The organism is Tenacibaculum sp. Mcav3-52 (assembly GCF_022347665.1).
GTDB lineage: Bacteria > Bacteroidota > Bacteroidia > Flavobacteriales > Flavobacteriaceae > Polaribacter > Polaribacter mesophilus.
Window position 1 is genome coordinate 166,116 of the sequence record NZ_JAKRGE010000002.1, and the last position, 22,902, is coordinate 189,017.

The window sequence follows — 22,902 nt, forward strand, 5'->3', positions numbered from 1 at the left end:
TTCTATTGCAAAATTTATGCTTTGTTTGGTGCTTCCATTACGGTACTACATTTATCACAAGTACACTTCTCTTTATCTGAATAGTACTTATCAAAAATTATTGGCATATCCGTTTCAATATTATCTAAAGCAAATTCTTCTCGGTATAATTGATGTCCGCAATTTTCACAATACCACTCTAAAGCATCCATCATTCCTTCATCACGTGGATATTCAATAACCAAACCTACCGTATTCGCTTTACGTTGTGGTGAGTGCGGCACCTTTCCTGGTAACAAATAAATATCTCCTTCATTAATTTCAACATCAATCATTTCACCCTTATCATCAATAATTTTCAGTACCATATCTCCTTCTAACTGATAGAAAAATTCTGGAGTTTCATTGTAGTGATAATCTTTACGATTGTTAGGTCCTCCAACAACCATTACGATATACTCCCCATTATCCCAAACTTGTTTATTTCCAACTGGTGGTTTTAATAAATGACGATTTTCATCAATCCACTTTTTAAAATTTAAAGGTTGTACTAACTTGCTCATTTTATTTAGATTTTTAGACTTTTAAACACAAGAGTTAAGATTGTTTTAAAGATACTTAAATAGTCTTGTTTCTAAAAGTCTTTATTTTTGATCTCTTTTATAAAGATTTTGTTCTTCCTCCATCAACAGGGACATTAATTCCGTTAATAAAGCTTGCTCTTTCACTTGCTAAAAACACAATAGCATTAGCTACTTCTTCAGGTTTTGCAAAACGTTTTGCTGGTGATGCATTTTTCATCATTTCTGCTACCTCTTCTATCGATTTACCTGTTTTAGCGGCTTTATTATTGATAATTTCTGTCAAACGTTCTGTCGCTGTTGCCCCTGGCAATACATTATTCACTGTAATTCCGAATTGCCCTAACTCATTCGCTAAGGTTTTACTCCAGTTGGCTACAGCTCCACGAATGGTATTCGAAACACCTAAACCATCTAATGGTTGTTTTACCGATGTAGAGATCACATTAATTACTCTACCATAACCTTCCTCTTTCATAAAAGGAACTACCGCTTGCACTAACACATGATTGCATTTTAAATGCATAGTAAAAGCACGTTCAAACTCTTCTAACTTGGCATTAAATACTGGACCTCCTGCTGGACCGCCCGTATTATTCACCAAAATATGAAACTGTAAGTTAATCGCTTCTAATTTCTCTTTTAAATCTACTGGATTGGTGAAATCAGCAACTAAATACCCATGATTTTGTTTATTGTTTGGTAATTCTGTCAACACAGCTTTCAGCTTTTCTTCACTACGAGCCACTAAGGTTACATTTACTCCTTCTTGGGCTAATTGTATTGCTGCTGCTTTTCCTATTCCTTGCGTACTACCACATACCAAGGCATTTTTATGTTGTATCTCTAAATTCATTTTATTCGTTATTCTGAATCATTTGTTTAATCTTAACTGCTTTCTCAAAATGATCTAATTGATGCGTTTGAATCCACCAAGTAGCCACTTCCATTAATATTTTCGGATTGTCATTTTTATTTTTGAAAAATGCATAAAACGAAAGCCCTACATTTTCTCCTTTTTTAGCAATCTTCTCTTCACATACAGCAATTATTTTTTCCTTTATTTCTTTATTCATATTTTATACATACATTTTTGGGTTCTGTAAAAAAGCGTAATGCTTCAAAACCTCCTTCACGCCCTACTCCACTCGCTTTTTGACCTCCAAAAGGTGTTCTTAAATCACGTAATAACCAAGTATTCACCCAAACAATTCCTGTATGTAATTCTTTAGACATACGCATGGTTCTTGTCAAGTTGTTTGTCCACAATGTTGATGATAGTCCATATACCACGTCATTAGCTAACTGTAAAGCTTCTTCTTCTGTTTTAAAAGACATTAAAGTAACTACAGGCCCAAAAATCTCTTCTTGATTTAACCTACACTTGTTACTTGAAACTTCAATAATCGTCGGTTGTAAATAGTAACCGTTCTCACAATTCTTAACAGTGACTCTGTCACCTCCGTATAAAATCTTCCCTCCTTCTTGTTCCGCAATATCTATGTATGATTTTACCTTTTCTAAATGTGGTTTCGATACCAAGGCTCCAATATTTGTATCTTCTTCAAAAGGATTTCCTATTTTTAATTGCGATACTTTTTGAACAAAATCTTTTTTGAATTGCTCGTAAATACTTTCCTCTACAAAAATTCTACTTCCGCACAAACAAACCTGACCTTGATTTGCAAATGAAGAGCGAACTGTAGTCACTAACATATTCTCATAATCGCAATCTGCGAAAATGATGTTCGGATTTTTACCTCCTAGTTCTAACGATAATTTCTTAAACATTGGTGCTGCTGTACGAGCGATATGTGCTCCTGTGGCGGTTCCTCCTGTAAATGAAATCGCTTTAATATCTGGATGTTCAATAATGGCTTGTCCTGTGGTGGTTCCTAATCCGTGAACTATGTTTAATACCCCTTTAGGTAAACCTGCTTCATTACAAATCTCCCCTAACAAATAGGCTGTCATAGGTGTAACTTCACTCGGTTTTGCTACAACACAATTTCCTGCAGCTATTGCTGGAGCTATTTTCCACGTAAATAGGTAAAGTGGCAAATTCCATGGAGAAATACATGCAACTACACCAATCGGTTGACGTAACGTAAAGTTCATCGCTCCTAAACCTACACTTTCGTGAGCTTCGGATGAAAATTGTGTAATTGCATCTGCAAAATATTGAAAATTAGATGAAGCTCTCGGAATATCAATCACTGTAGCTAAACTTAAAGGCTTTCCATTATCCTTAGCCTCAGCTTTTGCCAATTCAGGTAACCTTTGCTGAATTAACTGTGCTATTTTAGAAAGAATATCCCTACGTTCGTTTAAGGTAGTGTTTGACCAAGACGGAAAAGCTTTCTTAGCTGCTTCATATGCTAACGCTACATCTTCTTTAGTAGAATTAGGAATTTGACCATACACTTCTCCAATAGATGGATTATAATTATCAATATAATTATTTGCTACCGGTATAACGAATTCTCCGTTTATATAATTTTTAATAGTCATTTCATTCACAGATTAAAGAAACCAAGAGAGGAAAAAGTCTCTTTTCTTTTCTAATGGTTCTTTGTTCTTTATTCTTGCTTTTTGTACGCTACCACTTTAATTTCAATCAATAAATGAGGATGTGGTAATTGATGTACAGCTACTGTTGTTCTAGTTGGTCCGTTATAATCAAAATATTCAGCATATACTTCATTATAACCTCCAAAATCATTCATATTCACCAAAAATGAAGTTACATCTACAATATCTGATAAGTCTGCTCCTACTTCTTGTAAAATATCTCGAATGTTTTCAATTACCGCTCGGGTTTGCTTTTTAATATCTAAGTTGGTCGTTCCAAATTTATCTACGGCAACACCTTCAAAAGAATTATCAGGTCTACGTGAACTGGTTCCAGATACATAAATAAAATCTCCTACTTGTTTTACATGCGGAAACTTTCCTCTTGGTATTGCTTTTCCTTTGATTACTTTACTATCCATGTTTTATATTTTTTAATTTCAAATGCATTTTTCATGAGATTTCTCCCTTTGATAGAAATGACATTTACGAACTGGCTAACTCTATTAATTTATTCGTGGTTTTAAAGTTACGAGTAGTTGCTGAAACTTTTAACTTTCTTTCAAAAAAATTATTCGTCAATTTTGTTTTCCCATACCCTCCAGCTGCATTTACATAAACCACATCTTTTAAGATGGTGTATTCATCTTCTTTCGCATCTACTTCTATCTCTTTTATTGTAGTTTCATTGAATAAGAAAGTAAAATATATTTGTTTTTCGTTTAAATTACTATAAGGGTTGTTTTGAAGAATCTCTTTTATTTCTTTTACTTCTTTTGCTAGAACAAGAACATCATAATCATATTTTTCTTTAATTTTTGTATGAATATTCTTTTCTACCTCTTTTGAGTCTTCTCTAGTTTTTAACACAATATTGCCACTTTGGATATAGGTCTTTATAGTATTATATCCCAGTTCTTCTAACAGTGTTTTTAATTCTTGCATCGGAATTTTATTTTTCCCTGAAACATTAATCCCTCTTAACAAAATAATTATTGTGTTCATTTTATCCTTGCAATCCTTTTCTTAAAACCTCTTTAATACCTTCTAAATTATCTGAAAATGACATCATTTGGTTTAATATTTGAGCCATTTCATTTTTATTACCCAAACCTTTTAGCTTATTATTCTTAACAAAAATTTCTTTTATATCATTCCATCGGTTTGCTTCGTTTTCTGATATATCTCCTATTAATTCTTTATACTTCAATAAATTTGCTTCAGCAGAAGATGTTAATGTTTGAGATTCACTTTCATAATGAGACAATACCAGTCTTTTTAACTCATTATCATTCATTATTGGTACTACTTTAGCTACTAACTTATTCATGTCTCGATATGAACCTTGTAACTTAAAAGAGGGTTCTGTTCTATATTCATCTTCCTTTGCAGCCGACTCAATATATGCTTTATTTACTTTTAAGATGGTATTCCTTATAGTTATTACTTTTTCTAATACCGAAATATAATCTTGAATCTCTTGCTTTGTATGATTTCCTTTCAACTCCCCTTCTTCAGTATTATTTTCAACTCTATTTATCAAAGCATAAACATCTTCAAAATATTTACTACTTAACTGGTGTAGTATAGGATTTGATGTTAATGAGTTTTCTATTAAACTAAGTTTAAATAAATGATCTGTATCTCCTATAATATCTCCTAAGTTATATATATCAGCTCGGTTAGCCAACATATCAGGTATTTGAAACTTATCTCCACTTTCAGTATATGGATTTCCAGCCATAATTACACAAAACTTCTTTCCCCTTAAATCATATGTTTTTGGCTTTCCGTTATATACTCCTTCTATTTTTCTTGTTCCATCTGAAAGAGAAATGAATTTTTGTAAAAACTCAGGATTACAATGCTGAATATCATCTAAATACAACATTACGTTATCTCCCATTTCAAAAGCTAAATTTAACTTTTTGAGTTCTTCTCTAGAAGCTGAATTTGTTGCTGCTTCCGGGTCGACTGAGGTTACCTCATGACCAATGGCAGGTCCATTAATTTTCATAAAGATTAATCCTAACCTATTGGCTAAGTACTCCATCAAAGTAGTTTTTCCATAACCTGGGGGTGATATTAAAAGTAACATCCCCATTCTGTCTGTACGTTTATTATCTCCAACCGTTCCTAACTGCTTAGATAAGTTATCTCCTATCAAGGGAAAGTAAACTTCATCTATTAGCTTATTTCGAACAAAGGAAGATAATACTCTTGGCTTAAATTCATTTAACTTTAATGTCTCTTTTAAATTTTCTACCAATAGGTGTTTCGCCTCTTTGTATGCTAAAAAATTAGGTACGTCTTCTTTTGAAAAAACCTCTAATCTTTCAATAAAATTATGATAATTAAATTCAAAACTTCCTTCAATAATAGTATCGTGTTCTCCTCTTAACTCTTTAATGGTTTCTTCAGGGTTTGCATGTAAAACAGCATTAGGCTCATGGTGAAATAATAATAACGAAATTACTTCATCTGTGTAATTTTCATTTCCATCAATAGATGTTATAAATGAGCTTACCCATTGTTTAGTCAGCTGGATTTTTGCGCTATAATCTGTAGTCTTTTCAAGATTACTTTTAAACACATGTAATGCATCTTGTTTTGTTAGATACTTTATAAAGTCTTCTTTTATTCCCAACGCAATAGCGCTTATTATAAATGAATTAGTGCTTTTTAATTGGTTAAATAGGTAACTAGCTATTGTTTTTCCTACCTCTTTAGAAAACAATAAAGTTTCTTCTGAAAAAGTAGTTATTTCTTTTTGTAACTTATTTATTAAAAAATCGTATTCTTTACTTTCAGGAAAGAATCGTAGGACATCTCCTGATGCTTTTATTGAAAAATTATAATAATCTTGATGCTCTTTAGGCAAAGAGTTCCAAAAATATTGAGCGTATGCTCTAGTGTTTGAAGCGTATGTTAATAAACCTAATTCGTGATGTTTATGGACTAGTGTATACAATATTTTAAAAGCATCAACATCGTGTACACCTTTTACATATCCTTCTGCAAACAAGCTTCCACTTTCATTTTGAACTAACGCTAATAAACCTTGTTCGTTTAGCTTTAATAATTCATCTGTTGAATACGAAGTAAATAATTTATACGCCAAATAAGAAGATCTATACACTAAATCGTTCTCAGAAACTAGTTCTTGATTCCAATATTTTTCAGATTTAAGTAAAATTTCATTTTCAACTTCTTGATAGAAATTGGTTCCTGTTAAATGATAATGTAACGTTTGATCTTTGTAAACTATTGATAAATCCAACGGTTGTTTATTAACTCCAAACTTGTGTTTTCCTAAGCGAATTATATTCTCACCATCTTCATATAACTCTTGTTTATCTTTTAATTTTCTTAATGCATCTTCTTTAGCTACTTTAAGTTGTGTTTCTATAGCTTCAGCTTTACCAACTGACTCTAAATCTTTTAATTGATTAACAATATCTCTAACTTTGTTAATCATTAAATCAGCAGCAAAATATCCGTTAATATCTTCAACTGAGGGGTAACTTTGTGCCTTTTTTGCTATACTTTTTAAAATTCTTTCAGAAGCAGCGCTTAATGCTTCTATTTTCTTATTTCTTTTTTCGAGTATTGTACTCTTTCGGGCATCAAAAGCATTATGAACTTCTTCTCTCTTCTCTATAATTAAGGAAATAAATTCTTCAAAATCGGCAAACTTACCTTCAATTTCCTCTAACTGAATTGCTATTTTTGTGAGGAACTCATCACATTTTTCTGGCGTAGTAGCCATATCAATGTAATTAATAATACTTTGATCTATAAGTTTTAATTGAGCAGAAAAATCTGCCTTAGCTTCTTTACTTCCTAAAGTTTTAATTGTATTTTTAATTCCTGCTTTTAATTGATTTAATGTAGCAAAGATTAAAGAGATATTATCAATAATTCTAGTCGATTGAGAAGTATCTTCTATTTCTAAATTTGTTACAATTTCAATTAAAAGTTCTAAATCTGTTGTTATTTGATCTACTTCTTTTTCAAGTTTTTTAGCTTCTACTACCTTTTTTATAGATATTAAATCATCTTGCCTTTCTTGAACGCGTTTATGGTAGGGTTTTAGAGCTTGATCATTCAACAAAAATTCTACACATCTTTTTGATATTATTGTGTTTTGTTCTTCAATTGAGTTTTCAATTTCTTCTAATACATCAATTGCTATATAACGAACATCTTTCAAGCTTATGACCTGCCCTCTTAATACTCGTAGTTGATTTAATAAGTCAACAAAATCTTCTATGGTCTTAAAAGAAGTACTTTTGATCTTACTTAAAAGTTCATTAGATTTTTCTTGAATAATCTTGCCTTCTTTAGCTGCTTGCTGCTTTAATTGAGTTACCTTTTCAAATTCATCAATAGCAGCATTTGCTGCATCGTTAATTTCTGCAACAGGTACACTTAACTGTTCTGTTTCGGGCTCATTTATCCAGTAATAACTGCTATTAATATCATTAGATTTCTTAGCTATATCACTATATAAACCAGCATAACTATCTTCTTTATTTAAAAGTGTTATTAATTCATGGCACTCTGCCATTGCTTTTACAATATCTTTATTACCAATCTTATAAAGTAAGGTATCTTCATGTAATGATGGAATACTGTCTGTTTTTACATAAGGTGTTTGCCAAATTTGAACAACATGGTGTTTTGTTTGCTCATTTTCAGTTTTGAAGTAACACAATTCTCCATTCTCTAAAATTGTAAAACCATTGCAAACAATAGGTGTTTTTACCTCTTGCTCAATAATGTTATAAGACATTAATATATATAGCCCTCTTATTGTAGCATAAAACACATATAAAAAGTCTTCTCCGTTGGGAGAAACTATTTTCTCTTGGAACTTAACGTCTTTAGCGTTATTTTCAAAAAGTTTATACTGCCCTGTTTGTAAATAATATCCATCAGGAAAAATAAGACCTTGATCGTCTGGTAATAATACAGCACAGTCTTTAACACTATTTACTTTTTGAACTTCTTGTAACTTATGATTATAAATAAAATAACGAGCTTCTTCCTGAAATGGTTTTATCTCTAATAAAATAAGGTTTCCTAAATCGGCATAACGAAACTGACCATCATCTAATGTTTGATCAACATGTTCTACTGGCTCTTCAAGAATTCCTTTTCCTTCATCAGTGTTATCTTCTATCTTAATAGTTAAATCACCTCCGATAGTTTCGACAAAAACTTTATCTAAAATAGAAATATGAGAGTAAGTACCATAACGGTGCATATCTCGGGTTACTTCTTGCCAATTAAATTCATGTTGCTTTGGAAACCTGTATTCATGCTCACTTCTATTATCAACATATACTAATTCATTTTCCTTTATTAACCACTTAAAAGTTTTCACATCGGTTTTACTCTCACTTAACTGGAAAACCATGTGAAGGTAATTATCTATAATTGCAAATTTTGCAAAAATAGTATTTCGATAATACTTGTATAGGTTAGTAAAGTCAGTTATGAAAGTTTCATTATGAAGAAAATCTAATGATTTTGGCTGAAAACGATTGTCTTTAAACTCATAAGCGCTGAAAACATCCGATAACTTAATATCTGTTCTTAGTCCAAAATGAACATTATATCCAAAGATTGAAGTGTTTCCTAGAGATACAATATCTCTAGCTATACAGTTGTTTTCTGTGTTAATTCTATCATTTGCTATAAGCTTTGTTTCAATTGTACCAAACACATGCTTTCTAGCATCATTTAATCTTTGTAACCTATTTAGTAGCTCTTTTTTTTGTTTTTGAAGACGGCTCTGAATAATCTCATAAGTTCCGCCATCAAGTTGTTGATTATCCATATAAAATTACGAGTTAAAATTAATTTTAAAACACTTATTAAAAGAAATCCCGAGTATTGAAAAATCAATACTCGGGCAAGTGTTATTCTAACTCATTTTTTTATTAGATATATCTAAACCTTTTGCTAAGCTAAAAAGGTTTCCTAAAAGCGTTTGATCGTCATCAGATGTTGCTCTTTCTTTAAGAGTCATTAATAAGTTAGCAATTGTTAGGTTTTTAATATCATCAGAAGAAACTCCGTATTTTACAGCAAAATCTCTAACGCGTTCCATTAAGTTTCCTTTCACATCATCACTACTTAAAATAGCATCCTTTACCTCTTGTAAGTTACTACTATTTTCAATCATCTTATCTAGTCCTTTAGCCTTAGTAATTTGTCCCATTATTTGCTCAAAGAACATAGTCTCTCCTCCTACTATATCAATTTTAGCAGATTTTAATGCTTGTGCAATAACATCAGCTTGTGCATCTGCAATATCTTTTTGTATGTTGATGTGCGCTAAATCTACTTTTAAATCTTTTTCTAGACGCAGTTTAAACTCTTCGTGTTCTTTACCTACACCATCTAATTTTTTCATTGCTGCTGCTTTTTCTTCAATTCCAGCTGCATCTGCTAAGGCTTTTTCTCTTATAATTTCCGCTTCAGCCATTCCTTCTTTTCTTAGTGCTTCAGCTTTTGCTTCAATACCTACAGCCTCTGCTTTTGCTTTCTTCTCAATAATAAGTGCCTCCATTGTACCAAATCGTTCACTAGCATCTGCTTTGGCATGCATTACTTGAGCTTCTGACATTCCTAAAGTAGCTTCTTCTTTTGCTTTTGCATCTGCTAATGTCTTACGAGCATCAGCTTCTTTTTCACTTGCTTCTTTATGTGCCTGCGCTTCAATGTTTATTTCTTCTGCTTTTTGTTTTGCAGCTTCTTTTTGAGCCTCAGCTTCTTTAATTGTTTTAATTAAATCTTCTTGAGCTTTTGCTTCAGCTAACGTAATGGTAACTTGCTTTTCTCTTTCTGCTGTTTTAAACGCCTGAATATCTTTCATATTCTCTTGTTCTTCAACAACTCCTTTTTCTAAAGTAACACGATCACGAATAACATCTTGTATGTTTTTCTTTTCTACTTCAACTACCTTTTCTTTTTCAATCTGAGCCAATGTAACGATTCGCTCACGTTCAGTAGCTTCTAACATTCTATCTTTTTCTACTCTTTCAGTTTCAACAACATCTGTACGTAATTTATTCTTAGCCGCTACAATAACTTGTCGTTGTTTATTTTCTTCTGCTACTTGTACTTTTTCCTCTGTTGCTATTCTTGCTGATTCTGATTTTAATAGCTCTTCTTGATTAACTTTTAAGATTTCAGCTTCTTCTCTTGCTTTAACGTTGGCTATTTCTCTTTTTTGTTGTTCTTCTTTTTCCGCTAATTGTTTATCTAATTCTAAAATAGCTTCACGAGCTTCTACATCTTGCTTTCGAATAGTTTTCTCTTCATCTCTTTTTATCAAGTTTGCTTTAATATTTTGTGCAGCTGTTAATTCAGTAATTTTTTTAATTCCTTCTGCATCTAAAATATTATCTGCTTTTAAATAAGATACTGATGTTTGCTCCAAGTAGTCAATTGCACAGTCTTCCAGTGTGTATCCATTTAAGTCAGTTCCTATTATATCAACAATTTCATCTCTAAACTCTCTACGAGCTTCATACAACTCTGTGAAGTCAAATTTTTTCCCTACCGTTTTTAAAGCTTCAGAAAACTTAGCTTCAAATAAATCTTCTAGAGTTGAAATGTCTGATGCTCTATCGCAACCTATAGTTTGTGCTACTTTTTTAATAAATTCTACTTCATTGTTTACTCTTACAAAAAAGGCAACTTTAATATCTGCTCGCATGTTATCCTTACAAAGCAATCCATCATTACCTAAACGTTCTATTTGAATTTTCTTTACAGAAATATCCATAATTTCTACTCTGTGAAATACAGGTATTACATACATTCCTTTATCTGTTGCTACTTTAGTTCCTCCGAAACCTGTACGTATCAATGCTTGCCCTTGCGGTACTTTTTTGTAAAACATTGCTATTATAGCAAAGTATAGAATAATAAGGAATAGAATTAAACCTACACCTACTCCAATAACCTGTAATAAACTGTTTGTCATAGTTCTTTTTTTTTAAAATAATTTGTTTTTAATTTATATATGATTGTGCGTAATAAAAAGACTTATCTTGGCTTTGTTTTATAATCAAGATTTGCTCTCTAAATTGTATAGGACTCCCATCTAACGATTTAATATTTATTGATAAGTGAGTCCCTTCAGCTTTTACTTCAGCTGAACCTAATTTTTTTTCTTTGATGTTCGATAAAGAAACTCCTACTCTACCTACTATATCTATCGGTAAATCTCCGTGTTGATTTAAGTTCTTAAAAAAACTTTTAAAAGGTGTTGTAAAAATTTTATTGATAAACAACGAGGGTAAAAAACCTATTAACATTAATGCAAAACCAAAGCTATTGTTTATACTTCCTGTTAAAACAGTAGAAAATGCCGTACAAATCCACCAAATAAAAATCCAACAGGTAAACGTAAACATAAAAGGTAACCCTACAAAATTGAAGTAAATCAGAAAAATTTGCCACCATTTTAATGGTTTTCTTCTCTTGCCTAGTACATCTTCTTTATTTACTTCTGCATTTGAAACATCATGAAAATCTGCATTCCCTCCTTCTATTCCTGAATCTGTATCAATATCAAAATCTGCATCGATATCTACGTCTATATCTAAATCGAAATCAACTCCTGAAATCATTGTCACTATCCAATACAACAAAAGTATAATTACCAGTATTGTAAGTGGCAAGTTAACAGATGAAAATATAATATCAGTAAAAGTGTTCAATTTTATTCTTCTTTACTATTTAACCCTAATTTTTCTTTTAATTTTGACAGACTTTCTTCTGCCGAAGTTTCAGTTACATCTGCTGCCTCTGACAGTTCCTTATCTATTGATTTAGATGATTTCGCTATTTCTCCATAAGCTTCAGCCAAAGCTTCTTCTTGTTTCACTTTCTCCTTCATACGCTCTAACATAGCAACAGTACTAGCACTATCAATATCAGCCATTTGTTTATTCAAATTCTTAGTTGCCTTAGAAACTTTAACTCTTGCTTTTAATGTTTTTAATTCATTTTCCCATTTACTAATATTCTGTTTAATCTCTTGAATATTGTGCTCTAATTTACTTACTGAGTCATTAAACTGAGCTTCTTCTTTTTTTACCATTCCTATTTTATGGTTTGTCTCTTCTTTTTTCATTAGAGCTTCTTTTGCTAATCGATCTGCTTCAGATACTTCTATATCACCATTTTGTCCTTTCTTTAAAATCAACACAGCTTTTTGCTCATAATCTTGACTCTTATATGTTAATTCTTCTACATCATTTTTAGCTCTAATAGCCAACGCCTTTACTTGCGCTAAGGATTCTAAACTCTTCTCTAAATTCAGTTTTAAGTCTCTAATTCCTTGTTCTGTCATTTTAATAGGATCCTCCATTTTATCTATCGCAGAATTTGCTTCTGATTGCCCTATTTTAAAAAGTCTTTTAAAAAAATTCATATCTATTTTTTTTAATATTTTGAAAAATTAATAATGTGATCTGAGTATTCACTTAAGAGTAAGCTAAGTGAGTTTAAACTCGCTTCAAACTCATTAGCGTCTAAATTCTCTAATTGAAGTGTATCTCTAAAAATAACACGCTCTCCACTTTCATCTAAGACAAAAGCTCCGTGGATTATATCTCTATTCTTTTGCAGTAAACTCCTAAAAACTTCTTGATTAGGCTCTCTAATTTTAAAGATATATTGTTCAAAAATTATAATTGGATTTGCAACTCCTATAATTAAGTTTTTAATTCCTTCGTTTTCTTTCTCAACAACAAAAATACCTTCTTCTTGATTTTCTTTTATTATATTGAAATTTAACCCAAGTAAAAACTCCTTTACCTTACTAAAATGTGTATTCATTTTTAAGCAGTTTGATTAGTTAATATAGCATTCTTTTTAAGCGATAATATTACAAAAAGTTTCTAAAATCAAAGACACTTAACATAATATTATTAGCAATATAGATTCAAAAAAATTAATTTTAAACATCCCCCTACTAATTTTTAAACTAAGAAAATTAGCAAAAACAAAAATAATTAGCTAATATTGTTTGCTCAAATATACAAAAATAAAAACATTTAGCAAATAAAATTAGCAAAAACATGTCGTTCTTTGGTAAAAACATAAAAAAAATCAGAAGTGTTAAACGTTTAAGCCAGCAAGCTTTTGCAGAACTCTTCAACCTTAAGAGAGCTACACTGGGCGCTTATGAAGAAGGCAGAAGCGAACCAAAAATTGATACCATTATAAAAATTGCTAATTATTTTAGCATTCCTATAGACAATTTATTAACTTCAGAGCTCACAGTTAATAATTTACTTCAGTTTAAAGAGGATTTAACCCTAGAAACTGAAAAACTATCAAAAGAAACCTTCACCATTATACCCTGCATAACCGAAAAGACAATTACAGAATACATAAAACACCACAACAAAACTTCTTTTATTGATGATTTATCCAAAATTCAACTCCCTATTAACTCTCAAAAAAAACTCAGAGCTTATACTGTTTCTAATTTAGAAATGGCTAATCACAATAATGGATTATACCCTAACGACATAGTAATAGGCCAGTTTACACCAAACAATACTATTAAGAACTTAAAAAATGGAGAACTCACACTAACTCTTGTTAAAAATGAATTGATTCTACGCAAACTATACATTGAAAACGATTCTGTAACTCTACGTGCAAACCATAAAAACATCCCCGATAAAACATTTTCTATTACAGATATTAAAGAATTGTGGAAAATACAATATGTATTTTTCAATAGAATTCCTGACCTTAACACCTCTATAGAAAACAAACTTTCTTTTTTAGAACAAGAACTTTTGAAACTAAAAAGAGAACTACAATAAACAACTATCTAAAACCCGCTATTTTATCTTCTTCTAAAATTTCGTTGGTTTCTTCTTGCACCTTTTTTAATACCTCATTCAAATCGGTGATTGCATCTAAATCATGATGAGCCACCATATTTAACAGAGCTTTATCTTGCGCACGTCCTTTTTTCATCGCTTCTGCATACGGAATCTCTTCATTAAAAGTTACCATAGAGTACTTTGAAAAATATTCTATTGGAAACGTCTTCTCTAAGTCCATTTCTAACTTCCTCTTTTGCTTAAATAATGGATTTGCTACATGATCACGCATTTCGTAAAAATTATCGATAGCTAAATCAGCAATCGCATCAGTATCTTCTTTACGTGCTTTTTCATACGCTTTAAAAGTAGCTTGCCAATCTCCTTCGTGCGTATCTAGAATCGTATCAAATACGGTTACATCTTCAAACGAAGCATTCATTCCTTGTCCATAAAACGGAACAATCGCATGTGCTGCATCTCCCATTAACAAAGTTTTGTTTTGATAATGCCAAGGCGAGCATTTTACCGTTCCTAAAGCTCCTGTTGGATTGTTTAAAAACTCATCTTTAATACTCGGTATCAACGCTAAGGCATCTGAAAATTCTTTTTCAAAAAACTCAGTTATCTTTTCTTCGGAAGTTAAATTATTGAAATTGTATTTCCCTTCATCAAAACTTAAAAACAAGGTTACCGTAAAGCTTCCATCTAAGTTCGGCAATGCAATTAACATGTACTCTCCACGAGGCCAAATATGCAAATGATCTTTACTTATTTGGTGTTTTCCTGACTTGTCTGCAGGAATTTCTAATTCCTTGTATCCGTGTGTTAAGAAATTCTGCGAATAGCTAAACAAGAATTTTCTTTCTAAATAGTAGCTTTTCCTCAATGCAGATCCTGCACCATCTGTTCCAAAAATCACATCTCCATCTACTGAAAACTCTTCCTTCGTATTGTAGTTTTTAAAATGCGCTACCGTATTTTCAATATCAACCGAAGTACATTCTGTATTAAAATGAATGCTTACATTTTCGTGTGCTTCCGCTTCGTTTAATAAGATTCCGTTTAAGTCTCCTCTCGAAATAGAATTGATATATTCTCCTTCTCTACCTGAATAATTAGAAGCAAACGTATTCCCTTCTCTATCGTGCATTAAACGTCCGTACATCGGAATACAAATTTCACGCGCTTTTTCTTCTACACCACATAAACGAAGTGCTTTAAAACCGCGATCAGATAATGCTAAGTTGATAGAACGTCCTGCTGAAATATCGGTAACTCGTAAATCTGGACGACTTTCATACATTGCTACCTTATAGCCTCTTTGTGCTAAACGAAGTGCTAATAAACTTCCGCATAAACCAGCACCTATAATTACTATGTTATCTTTTTTACTCATTTAGTATTTGAATCGCTTTTTTATATGTTTCTTCACTTGTTTTCGTGTGAATTTCAGGAATAAATTTTTCTCTTGGCGTACCGCTTGCATGAAACAGTTTTTCAACAGGAAAACATAAATTGATCTTAGTATTTGGTAATCTATCACATTCAATAGCTCCTAACAATTTTGCCATCTCAGTTCCCACTACTGTTGCCGATTTTATGTTATCAAAACCTTGTGCTATTGCTTCTCCTACACTTCCTGTCCACCTTCCTGCTAATACAATAACTGGTTTTTTATATGGATTTTTTAAAGGTGTTAATAACTCAATCCAACTTCTTTTTATACCAAACTCTCTTTCTAAACTTACTTTTTCATGTTTTTGATATGGAATTGTTTCCGATATAAACTTTCCCATAATACTTTTAGCTACTTCTGCATTACCTCCACTTGGTGTATCTCTTAAATCTACAATTATCGCTTTGGTATCTCTAAACTCATCTACCTTTTTAGGAAAAGCTTTAATTACCTCATTGTTTCCTAAAGAATTATTTAGTTTTATGTACCCTATATTTCCTTTTATAACTCTTGAACTTAAAGTTCCGTTTTCTTTTTTTGAAGCTGTAGGTTTGTTTAATTTATATTGTTTTTCTTTTCCATTTTCTAGCACTAGAACCACTCTTTCTTCATTATGCTTTCCAGCAAACCACAAATTGGCAAAAAACTCTTTTACATTGTCTTTTGGGTTTTTAAAAGATTTTGGCAGTACTTCTTCTACTAAATCTTCAATTTTACGGTTGTTAATACGAAGTAATTCATCTCCAACTTTTAATCCTGTTTCTTCAATTTCAAAACCCGATCTAATGTCAGCTATGTAATATTTTCCATCTTTTATTTTTACCCATGCATCAGTTGATGTTGGAATTAGTCGAAATGAAGATTTTAAATTTCGGTTAATCCCCGTATGAGGGTCGTATAGTTCGTACGTTATATTTTCTATTAACCTAATAAACTGAGAATCATCCGAAACATTTTCTACCTCTTTTTGATAAATCTTTTTTACCTCATCCCAATTTGTTTGTTTTTGATCAAAGTAAGCGTAGAATCCATCAAACATACTCCACAAATAATCAAAATCTTTTTGATACTTAGTTTGAGCTATACTACTAAAACTACATAGAACTAAAAAAACAACAACTACTTTTTTCATTTATAGCAATGTTTTTAAAATTTCAACCATTCTGTATACATCTTCAAAACTGTTATACATTGGCACTGGTGCACAACGAATTACATCAGGTTCTCTCCAGTCGGTTATAATATTATTTTCGGTTAGTTTTTTGTGTAAACTTTTGTCTGCATTCTTTACTTGGATAGATAATTGACAGCCTCTTTCTTTCGGATTAGATGACGTAATTATTTTAATTCTATCGGTATCAATCTGATTAATTAGATATTCAAAATAGCCCGTTAATTTTTCCGATTTAGCTCTTAACGCTTCCATTCCTACCTCTTCAAACATATCTAATGAAGCTCTAATTGCTGCCATCGATAAAATAGGAGGATTTGATAACTGCCAACCTTCTGCTCCTGGCATTACATCAAAGGGTTGACGCATGTTAAAACGAGTTTCTTTGTTATGGTTCCACCAACCTGCAAAACGAGGTAACTCTTTATTATGTGCATGTTTTTCATGTACAAACAATCCTGCTAAACTTCCAGGACCCGAATTTAAATACTTATAGGTACACCAAGCTGCAAAATCTACTCCGCTATCATGTAACTCTGGAGAAATATTTCCTGCACCATGAGCTAAATCTATACCTACCATACAGTTTTTTGCGTGTCCTATTTCTGCAATACATTTGATATCTAAATACTGTCCTGTATAATAGTTCACTCCTCCAATCAACAACAAGGCTATTTCATCACCTTGCTCATCTACTATTTTCTCTAAATCTTCAATACGCAATAATTCTTCTCCTTCACGAGGTTTCCATTCTATCAGTCCTTCTTCTGTATCAAATCCATGGAATTTTAATTGCGATTGTACCGCGTACCTATCCGAAGGAAAAGCATCACTCTCTATAACAATCTTATACTTTGCTTTAGTTGGTTGATAAAACGACACCATTAACAAATGTAAATTGGTCGTTAACGTATTCATCACTACCACTTCTAATGGTTTAGCTCCCACTATTTTTGCCATCGAATTTGTCAAAAATTCGTGATATGGCATCCATGGGTTTCGAGCTTCAAAATGACCTTCTACTCCATACTTTGCCCAATCGTCTAATTCTTGTTGAATGTATTGTTGTGTTTGTTTTGGTTGCAACCCAAGAGAGTTTCCTGTAAAATACAACCAATCATTCCCTTTTGCGTCTTTAGGAATATGAAATTGTGCTCTTAAGTGTGCTAATTTATCTTCTTTATCTTGTTGCTGTGCGTAATCAAGTGTTGGTTTGTACATACTTATCTTTATTTCTAAAAACCATTTCAAAACACTAAAGATACTTTATTTTAATCTCAAAATAAAACTTAAAGTGTTTCACATGTTAAAACGGTGTTTTATAAACTTACCCATTTTTATTATATTAGTCAATATTTTTTTAAGAAAATGAATACAGGTTCTAAAAATTTAAACCAATCTATCATCAAAGCGTTTGCTGTTTTAGATGCTTTTAGCAATGACAAAAAAGAATGGGGTGTTAGAGAACTAGCTGCTAAAACTGGCTATAACAAGAGTACGGTATACCGATTACTAAGTACTTTAGTTTCATTGAATGCTGTACAACAGAATGATAATGAGAAATACCAGCTAGGGAGCAAGTTATTTGAGTTGGGCAATCGTGTTTCTATATACAAATCACTAAGAAATTTAACTAATGAACCTATACAAAAGGTAGCTTTAGAAATTCAAGAAACTGTTTTATTGGGTATTTTAAAAGAGCAGCAAGTGTTACACATTAATAAGGCTGATAGTTTACAAGGACTAAAAATAAGTACTTCTATAGGTTCTTATACTCCCATTAATGGAAGTGCTATTGGAAAATTATTACTAGCTTTTGCTACACCAGAAGCACAAGAATACTTTCTAGATTCGGTTACTCTAAGACCTTTTACCAAAAACACCATCACCTCTATTTCAAAATTCAAAGAAGAATTACTACTAATTCAACAACAAAAATTTGCATTAGACATAGAAGAATCAGAATTAGGCTTGGTATGTATTGCTATTCCAATTTATAATAACAAAGGAAAAGTGATTGCTGGAATCAGTGCTTCTGGACCTTTAAGTAGGTTTAAAATGGAGAACGTAACAAGTTATATTCAAATTTTACAGAAAGGAGCCAATATCATAGAACAGAATTTAAGTGACTTTGATAGTTTATAAAATTATGGAACAAATAAAAACATTCTTGCAATCTTTTTCTGACATCTCTGAAAAGGATTCAAACTATTTTTGCTCTAAACTCCAAAAAGTGACACTTCAGAAGAAAGAAATTGTATTAACCAAAGGAACAACAGAAAACCATCTTTCTTTTGTTGAAACAGGAATTTTAAGGTTATTCATTCCTAAAATTGAAAATGATGTAACTTTTGGTTTTGTTTTTAAAAACAGCTTTATCAGTGCTTATGACTCTTTTTTAACACAAACTCCTTCTGAATATAGTATTGAAACGTTAACCCCTACTATTTTATGGAGATTATCTTTTAATGATTTAGAAGACATTTATCAAAACACCTCCATTGGCAATGAAGTAGGAAGGAAAAACGCGGAGAATTTATTTTTACTAAAATCGAAACGAGAACTTTCTCTTTTAAACAATACACCTGAAGAAAGATACCTCAACCTTTTTCAAGAAAGGCCTGAATTAATCCAACACATTCCATTAAAATACATAGCATCTTATATTGGAATAACTCCACAAGCACTGAGTAGAATTAGAAAACGAATTTATTAACCCAAGTTCATTGACTCCTTCTTAAAGTTTCTTCAATTTTGGATAAAACTTTTTAGGCAATGAAACCATTATTTATTTTACTTCTAACTTTTATAGTTTCTATAGGAATACAAAGACTTATTTCAAAAAACATTAACTACCTGATTTCTGCCAGAATAGCCATGTGCACTATGCTATTGTTTACTGCATTAGGGCATTTTCTATTTACTGATGGCATGAGTAAAATGATTCCAAACTTTATTCCTTTAAAGCCAACTTTAGTATTAGCAACAGGAATTTTAGAAATTATATTAGCTATAGGCTTATTATTACCAGTTTACCAGAAAACAACTGCTTGGATTCTTATCTTTTTCTTACTACTTATGCTCCCTGCAAACATAAAAGCTAGTTTAGAAAACTTGAATTATCAAACGGGAACTTATAACGGAAAAGGACTTTCTTATTTGTGGTTTAGAATCCCATTACAACTCTTTTTTATTGCTTGGGTTTACTTTTCCACCTTAAAGAAATAACTATAAACAAAAACAAGGTCTACATTTTACTGCAAACCTCGAATAGTAAAAATTACATAGAATACGTTTTTAATACAATACTCTAAATTTAATTGTTCCTTCAACTTTTTTAAGCTTTGTTATCACTTCTTGATTATATTCTTTATCAACATCAGTAATTACATATCCTACTTTTTCATCTGTAGAAAGATATTGTCCTGTAATATTCAATTCATATTTTGCTAATACCTTATTAATCTTTGCCATTATTCCAGGTACATTTTTATGAATATGTAAAAAACGATGTGCATTTTTATGCTTAGGTAAACGAATATTTGGGAAATTAACCGCATCAACCGTATTCCCTGAATTGATATACGCCATAATTTTGTTAGGAACAAAATCAGCAATATCTTTTTGAGCTTCTTCTGTACTACCTCCCACATGTGGAGTTAAAATCACATTATCTAAGCCTTTTAACTCAGTATAAAACTCACCATTTTTTCTTGGTTCTTCAGGATACACATCTACAGCAGCACCTGCAAGCTTACCAGATTTCAACGCATCTACCAATGCTTCGATATCTACTACAAATCCGCGAGAAAGGTTTACCAAATGCGCTCCATCTTTCATTTCAGCTAACTCCTCCTTCCCTATGTAGTTTTTGTTTGCTGAATTATCATCTACATGCAAGGTTACCACATCAGAAATATTCAACAATTCTTTTAATGTATCTAATCTTGTTGCGTTCCCTAAAGCTAATTTATCTTCAACATCATAATAGTACACGTCCATTCCCAAAGCTTCTGCCAATACAGATAATTGTTTTCCTATGTTTCCGTATCCAACAATTCCTAGTTTTTTACCACGCACCTCTCTTGATCCTTGTGCTGTTTTATTCCATTGGCCGTTGTGAATTTCTGTACTTCTTTGAAACACACTACGCATCAACATAATGATTTCTCCAATTGCTAATTCTACTACCGAACGAGTGTTACTATATGGTGCATTAAAAACTACTACTCCATTTTCTTTACATGCTTCTAAATCGATTTGCTTCGTTCCAATACAAAAAGCAGAAACCACCATTAATTTTTCAGCAGCTTCAATTACTTTACGAGTTACTTGTGTTTTAGAACGGATTCCTAACACATGAACATCTTTTAATTTTTCAATCAATTCATCTTCCGATAAACTTCTTGAAACAGTTTCTACAGAAAATCCATCACCTGTTAACTTTGTAAAAGCATCAGGGTGCACGTTTTCTAATAATAATATTTTAATTCTGTTCTTTGGGTATGATAGGTTTCTAGGCAATTTATTAACGTATAAAAATTCATCTAAATTTGGGGTAATATGGTCGGCATTTGCGATTGTCTTATCTCTCGACACATTTTCTGTATAAGCAAAAAAAGTATCAGCAACACCAGCTTCTTTAGTTACAGCATCACTATAGCCATCTCCAATTACTTGTACTTCACCTTCTAAATTTAAGGATTTTAAACAATCTATCTTTCCGTTGTGCTTAGATAATGGATTTTGGGTATCAAATCCAACAATAACTCCATCTTTGTCAAACTCAAAAGTATTTGCGAATACTCTTTCCGACGGAATGTTATACTCGGCAACGATTGGGTCGATAAATTCTTTAAAGCCTGCTGAAATCACATAAATATCATCAGAAAAACTTTCAAAAAACTCTTTATTTCTCTCTATAGAAGGAGATACTTTTTGCTTTAACTTCTCTATTAATAAAGGTAAATCAGACTTTTTTGCACTTAATAACTGAATACGTTTTTCTAAGGACTCAGTAAAAGAAATATCTCCATCAACTCCTTGATTAGTGATATGGATTACCTCTTGAATAACCTCTTCTTTTTTCGGACTCCCATTTAAGGTGATTTCGGCTAAAACATCTAATGCTTCGACACTCGTAAGTGTGCTATCGAAATCGAAAACGAAATTTCGTTTTACTAAATTCATGTTACTTAATTTGTGTTTTTGTTGTTGTGTTGTTAAGCCAACGAATGTACAAAGGTTTTCTTAAAAACACATATTACAAAACCCTTAAGTTTCAGTTTTTAACTATAAAAAACACGCTGCTTACAAGCTATTACTTTTCAAGTTTCAATACCTGCTAAAAGCTTCAATCTTAAACTAACAAAAATAACAACCAAAAAATGGGAATTGCCTCAACCCCAAAAGAACTGTAGTATTTAGACTGATTTACTCTTGCTCTCATCAATAAAATTAACAATACGGAAAACACCAATAAAAAAGCTGTACGGTATTGAGTATTCGGACTAATCATAAACTCCAACACCAAACACACCCCAAGCAAAACAACCCCAAACTTTTTAGTGTTTTCTAAACCTATTTTTTTAGGAATTGTTTGTAAAGAAATAGCATCGTATTGCACATCTCTAATATCAAAAGGAAGGATTAATATTATTACCAACAAAAAACGCTGTATTACACACAAGTACACCTCAGTTGTGAAAGAAATTTCACTAGCATATATTGGCAATAACACCGTAGTTACTGCCCATACCAAGGCCACTACTATTATTTTTAAATAGCCAATACTTCGTAAGTTTTTTTGGAATCCACTTAAAAAAGGTACTGCATATAAAAAAGTTAAAACCCCTAAAGGCACGAAAAACAATAAAGTTTTTAAAGGTAGTAACCATGCATAATAACACATTAGCAAGAAACAAATCAACGAAAATATTTGAATGATTTGCAAGTTTTTAGTCAAACTTCGATGATGGAGTTTCGCTACTCCTGCATATTTAACAAAATTATACCCAGTAATTGTGGCAAAAAACACAAAAAAACCGAGTGATTCATCATACGAAAAACCAAAGTATAATTCCGTGATTCTAAACAAAGAAATCACCGCTAAGGCTACATGAATACTAGAATTTATATAAAAATCGAATATTTTTTTAAAAAGGTTCATCTAACAAAAATAACTTTTCTGTTTATAACCAGCTGTTTTGGTTAATAAAATATTGTTTTTAACAAAAAAATATGTAGTATCAAATCAACCAATTTCACTATTTT

20 protein-coding genes are annotated in these 22,902 nt (G+C 31.6%); 4 read left to right on the plus strand and 16 right to left on the minus strand.

Annotated elements, in window-relative coordinates:
- Positions 1-14 precede the first annotated feature (14 nt).
- The 11 genes from MHM83_RS06815 to MHM83_RS06865 all read right to left on the minus strand — a co-directional run bounded on the left by MHM83_RS06815 (position 15) and on the right by MHM83_RS06865 (position 12,995).
- A complete protein-coding gene (locus tag MHM83_RS06815) occupies positions 15-542 on the minus strand; it encodes a 3-hydroxyanthranilate 3,4-dioxygenase (RefSeq protein WP_159615698.1) in 528 nt (175 codons plus the stop codon).
- Positions 543-639: 97 nt separating this feature from the next.
- Positions 640-1,416 carry an SDR family oxidoreductase gene (locus MHM83_RS06820; protein ID WP_239178941.1) on the minus strand — a complete coding sequence of 259 codons (777 nt, stop codon included), beginning with the start codon at positions 1,414-1,416 and terminating at the stop codon, positions 640-642.
- Position 1,417: 1 nt separating this feature from the next.
- Positions 1,418-1,636, minus strand: coding sequence for a DUF6500 family protein (locus MHM83_RS06825; protein WP_073181339.1), 219 nt, complete (start codon positions 1,634-1,636; stop codon positions 1,418-1,420).
- On the minus strand, positions 1,629-3,071 hold the full coding sequence (locus MHM83_RS06830) for an aldehyde dehydrogenase (RefSeq protein WP_239178943.1): 1,443 nt from the start codon (positions 3,069-3,071) through the stop codon (positions 1,629-1,631). Before MHM83_RS06830 ends, MHM83_RS06825 begins: the two co-directional genes overlap by 8 nt.
- A gap of 68 nt (positions 3,072-3,139) precedes the next feature.
- Complete coding sequence (locus tag MHM83_RS06835; RefSeq protein WP_047789340.1) at positions 3,140-3,553, minus strand: RidA family protein; 414 nt, start codon at positions 3,551-3,553, stop codon at positions 3,140-3,142.
- A gap of 64 nt (positions 3,554-3,617) precedes the next feature.
- A complete protein-coding gene (locus tag MHM83_RS06840; protein WP_047789341.1) occupies positions 3,618-4,136 on the minus strand; it encodes a DUF1697 domain-containing protein in 519 nt (172 codons plus the stop codon).
- 1 nt (position 4,137) lies between these two features.
- Positions 4,138-8,976, minus strand: coding sequence for a DNA repair ATPase (locus MHM83_RS06845; protein WP_239178945.1), 4,839 nt, complete (start codon positions 8,974-8,976; stop codon positions 4,138-4,140).
- A gap of 87 nt (positions 8,977-9,063) precedes the next feature.
- Entirely contained in the window at positions 9,064-11,133 is a 2,070-nt protein-coding gene (locus MHM83_RS06850) for an SPFH domain-containing protein (RefSeq protein ID WP_239178947.1), read from the minus strand.
- Between the two features lie 28 nt (positions 11,134-11,161).
- The gene (locus MHM83_RS06855) at positions 11,162-11,872 is read right to left on the minus strand and encodes a hypothetical protein (protein WP_047789344.1); all 711 of its coding nucleotides are present in this window, start codon (positions 11,870-11,872) and stop codon (positions 11,162-11,164) included.
- A gap of 2 nt (positions 11,873-11,874) precedes the next feature.
- Entirely contained in the window at positions 11,875-12,588 is a 714-nt protein-coding gene (locus MHM83_RS06860; RefSeq protein WP_239178949.1) for a PspA/IM30 family protein, read from the minus strand.
- A gap of 11 nt (positions 12,589-12,599) precedes the next feature.
- Positions 12,600-12,995: a molecular chaperone Tir gene (locus tag MHM83_RS06865; RefSeq protein ID WP_159615684.1), complete on the minus strand. Its 396-nt coding sequence runs from the start codon at positions 12,993-12,995 to the stop codon at positions 12,600-12,602.
- A gap of 242 nt (positions 12,996-13,237) precedes the next feature.
- On the opposite strand from MHM83_RS06865, the gene MHM83_RS06870 reads away from it, so the two are divergent.
- Positions 13,238-13,996, plus strand: a complete 759-nt coding sequence (locus MHM83_RS06870; protein ID WP_047789347.1) for a helix-turn-helix domain-containing protein — start codon at positions 13,238-13,240, stop codon at positions 13,994-13,996.
- A 4-nt stretch (positions 13,997-14,000) separates the two neighbouring features.
- Here MHM83_RS06870 and MHM83_RS06875 read toward each other — a convergent pair whose 3' ends face one another.
- The 3 genes from MHM83_RS06875 to kynU are packed head-to-tail and all read right to left on the minus strand — an operon-like array spanning position 14,001 to position 17,850.
- The gene (locus MHM83_RS06875) at positions 14,001-15,398 is read right to left on the minus strand and encodes an FAD-dependent oxidoreductase (RefSeq protein WP_239178951.1); all 1,398 of its coding nucleotides are present in this window, start codon (positions 15,396-15,398) and stop codon (positions 14,001-14,003) included.
- The gene (locus MHM83_RS06880) at positions 15,391-16,590 is read right to left on the minus strand and encodes a S41 family peptidase (protein WP_173360687.1); all 1,200 of its coding nucleotides are present in this window, start codon (positions 16,588-16,590) and stop codon (positions 15,391-15,393) included. The genes MHM83_RS06875 and MHM83_RS06880 overlap by 8 nt, the downstream gene beginning before the upstream one ends.
- Positions 16,591-17,850 carry a kynureninase gene (kynU, locus tag MHM83_RS06885; RefSeq protein WP_239178953.1) on the minus strand — a complete coding sequence of 420 codons (1,260 nt, stop codon included), beginning with the start codon at positions 17,848-17,850 and terminating at the stop codon, positions 16,591-16,593.
- Between the two features lie 147 nt (positions 17,851-17,997).
- On the opposite strand from kynU, the gene MHM83_RS06890 reads away from it, so the two are divergent.
- The 3 genes from MHM83_RS06890 to MHM83_RS06900 are packed head-to-tail and all read left to right on the plus strand — an operon-like array spanning position 17,998 to position 19,857.
- Entirely contained in the window at positions 17,998-18,774 is a 777-nt protein-coding gene (locus MHM83_RS06890) for an IclR family transcriptional regulator (protein WP_239178955.1), read from the plus strand.
- 4 nt (positions 18,775-18,778) lie between these two features.
- A complete protein-coding gene (locus MHM83_RS06895; protein WP_239178957.1) occupies positions 18,779-19,345 on the plus strand; it encodes a Crp/Fnr family transcriptional regulator in 567 nt (188 codons plus the stop codon).
- Between the two features lie 59 nt (positions 19,346-19,404).
- The gene (locus MHM83_RS06900; RefSeq protein ID WP_239178959.1) at positions 19,405-19,857 is read left to right on the plus strand and encodes a DoxX family protein; all 453 of its coding nucleotides are present in this window, start codon (positions 19,405-19,407) and stop codon (positions 19,855-19,857) included.
- Between the two features lie 69 nt (positions 19,858-19,926).
- Here MHM83_RS06900 and serA read toward each other — a convergent pair whose 3' ends face one another.
- Entirely contained in the window at positions 19,927-21,819 is a 1,893-nt protein-coding gene (serA, locus tag MHM83_RS06905) for a phosphoglycerate dehydrogenase (RefSeq protein ID WP_239178961.1), read from the minus strand.
- Positions 21,820-21,988: 169 nt separating this feature from the next.
- The gene (locus MHM83_RS06910; protein ID WP_239178963.1) at positions 21,989-22,798 is read right to left on the minus strand and encodes a hypothetical protein; all 810 of its coding nucleotides are present in this window, start codon (positions 22,796-22,798) and stop codon (positions 21,989-21,991) included.
- Positions 22,799-22,902: the final 104 nt, after the last annotated feature.

Coding starts and splice junctions, on each gene's coding strand:
- MHM83_RS06850 (WP_239178947.1), bottom strand. CDS start 11,133: ATGACAAACAGTTTATTACAGGTTATTGGAGTAGGTGTAGGTTTAATT.
- MHM83_RS06865 (WP_159615684.1), bottom strand. CDS start 12,995: ATGAATACACATTTTAGTAAGGTAAAGGAGTTTTTACTTGGGTTAAAT.
- MHM83_RS06835 (WP_047789340.1), bottom strand. CDS start 3,553: ATGGATAGTAAAGTAATCAAAGGAAAAGCAATACCAAGAGGAAAGTTT.
- kynU (WP_239178953.1), bottom strand. CDS start 17,850: ATGTACAAACCAACACTTGATTACGCACAGCAACAAGATAAAGAAGAT.
- MHM83_RS06815 (WP_159615698.1), bottom strand. CDS start 542: ATGAGCAAGTTAGTACAACCTTTAAATTTTAAAAAGTGGATTGATGAA.
- MHM83_RS06900 (WP_239178959.1), top strand. CDS start 19,405: ATGAAACCATTATTTATTTTACTTCTAACTTTTATAGTTTCTATAGGA.
- MHM83_RS06895 (WP_239178957.1), top strand. CDS start 18,779: ATGGAACAAATAAAAACATTCTTGCAATCTTTTTCTGACATCTCTGAA.
- serA (WP_239178961.1), bottom strand. CDS start 21,819: ATGAATTTAGTAAAACGAAATTTCGTTTTCGATTTCGATAGCACACTT.
- MHM83_RS06840 (WP_047789341.1), bottom strand. CDS start 4,136: ATGAACACAATAATTATTTTGTTAAGAGGGATTAATGTTTCAGGGAAA.
- MHM83_RS06870 (WP_047789347.1), top strand. CDS start 13,238: ATGTCGTTCTTTGGTAAAAACATAAAAAAAATCAGAAGTGTTAAACGT.
- MHM83_RS06910 (WP_239178963.1), bottom strand. CDS start 22,798: ATGAACCTTTTTAAAAAAATATTCGATTTTTATATAAATTCTAGTATT.
- MHM83_RS06890 (WP_239178955.1), top strand. CDS start 17,998: ATGAATACAGGTTCTAAAAATTTAAACCAATCTATCATCAAAGCGTTT.
- MHM83_RS06845 (WP_239178945.1), bottom strand. CDS start 8,976: ATGGATAATCAACAACTTGATGGCGGAACTTATGAGATTATTCAGAGC.
- MHM83_RS06825 (WP_073181339.1), bottom strand. CDS start 1,636: ATGAATAAAGAAATAAAGGAAAAAATAATTGCTGTATGTGAAGAGAAG.
- MHM83_RS06860 (WP_239178949.1), bottom strand. CDS start 12,588: ATGAATTTTTTTAAAAGACTTTTTAAAATAGGGCAATCAGAAGCAAAT.
- MHM83_RS06880 (WP_173360687.1), bottom strand. CDS start 16,590: ATGAAAAAAGTAGTTGTTGTTTTTTTAGTTCTATGTAGTTTTAGTAGT.
- MHM83_RS06820 (WP_239178941.1), bottom strand. CDS start 1,416: ATGAATTTAGAGATACAACATAAAAATGCCTTGGTATGTGGTAGTACG.
- MHM83_RS06875 (WP_239178951.1), bottom strand. CDS start 15,398: ATGAGTAAAAAAGATAACATAGTAATTATAGGTGCTGGTTTATGCGGA.
- MHM83_RS06830 (WP_239178943.1), bottom strand. CDS start 3,071: ATGACTATTAAAAATTATATAAACGGAGAATTCGTTATACCGGTAGCA.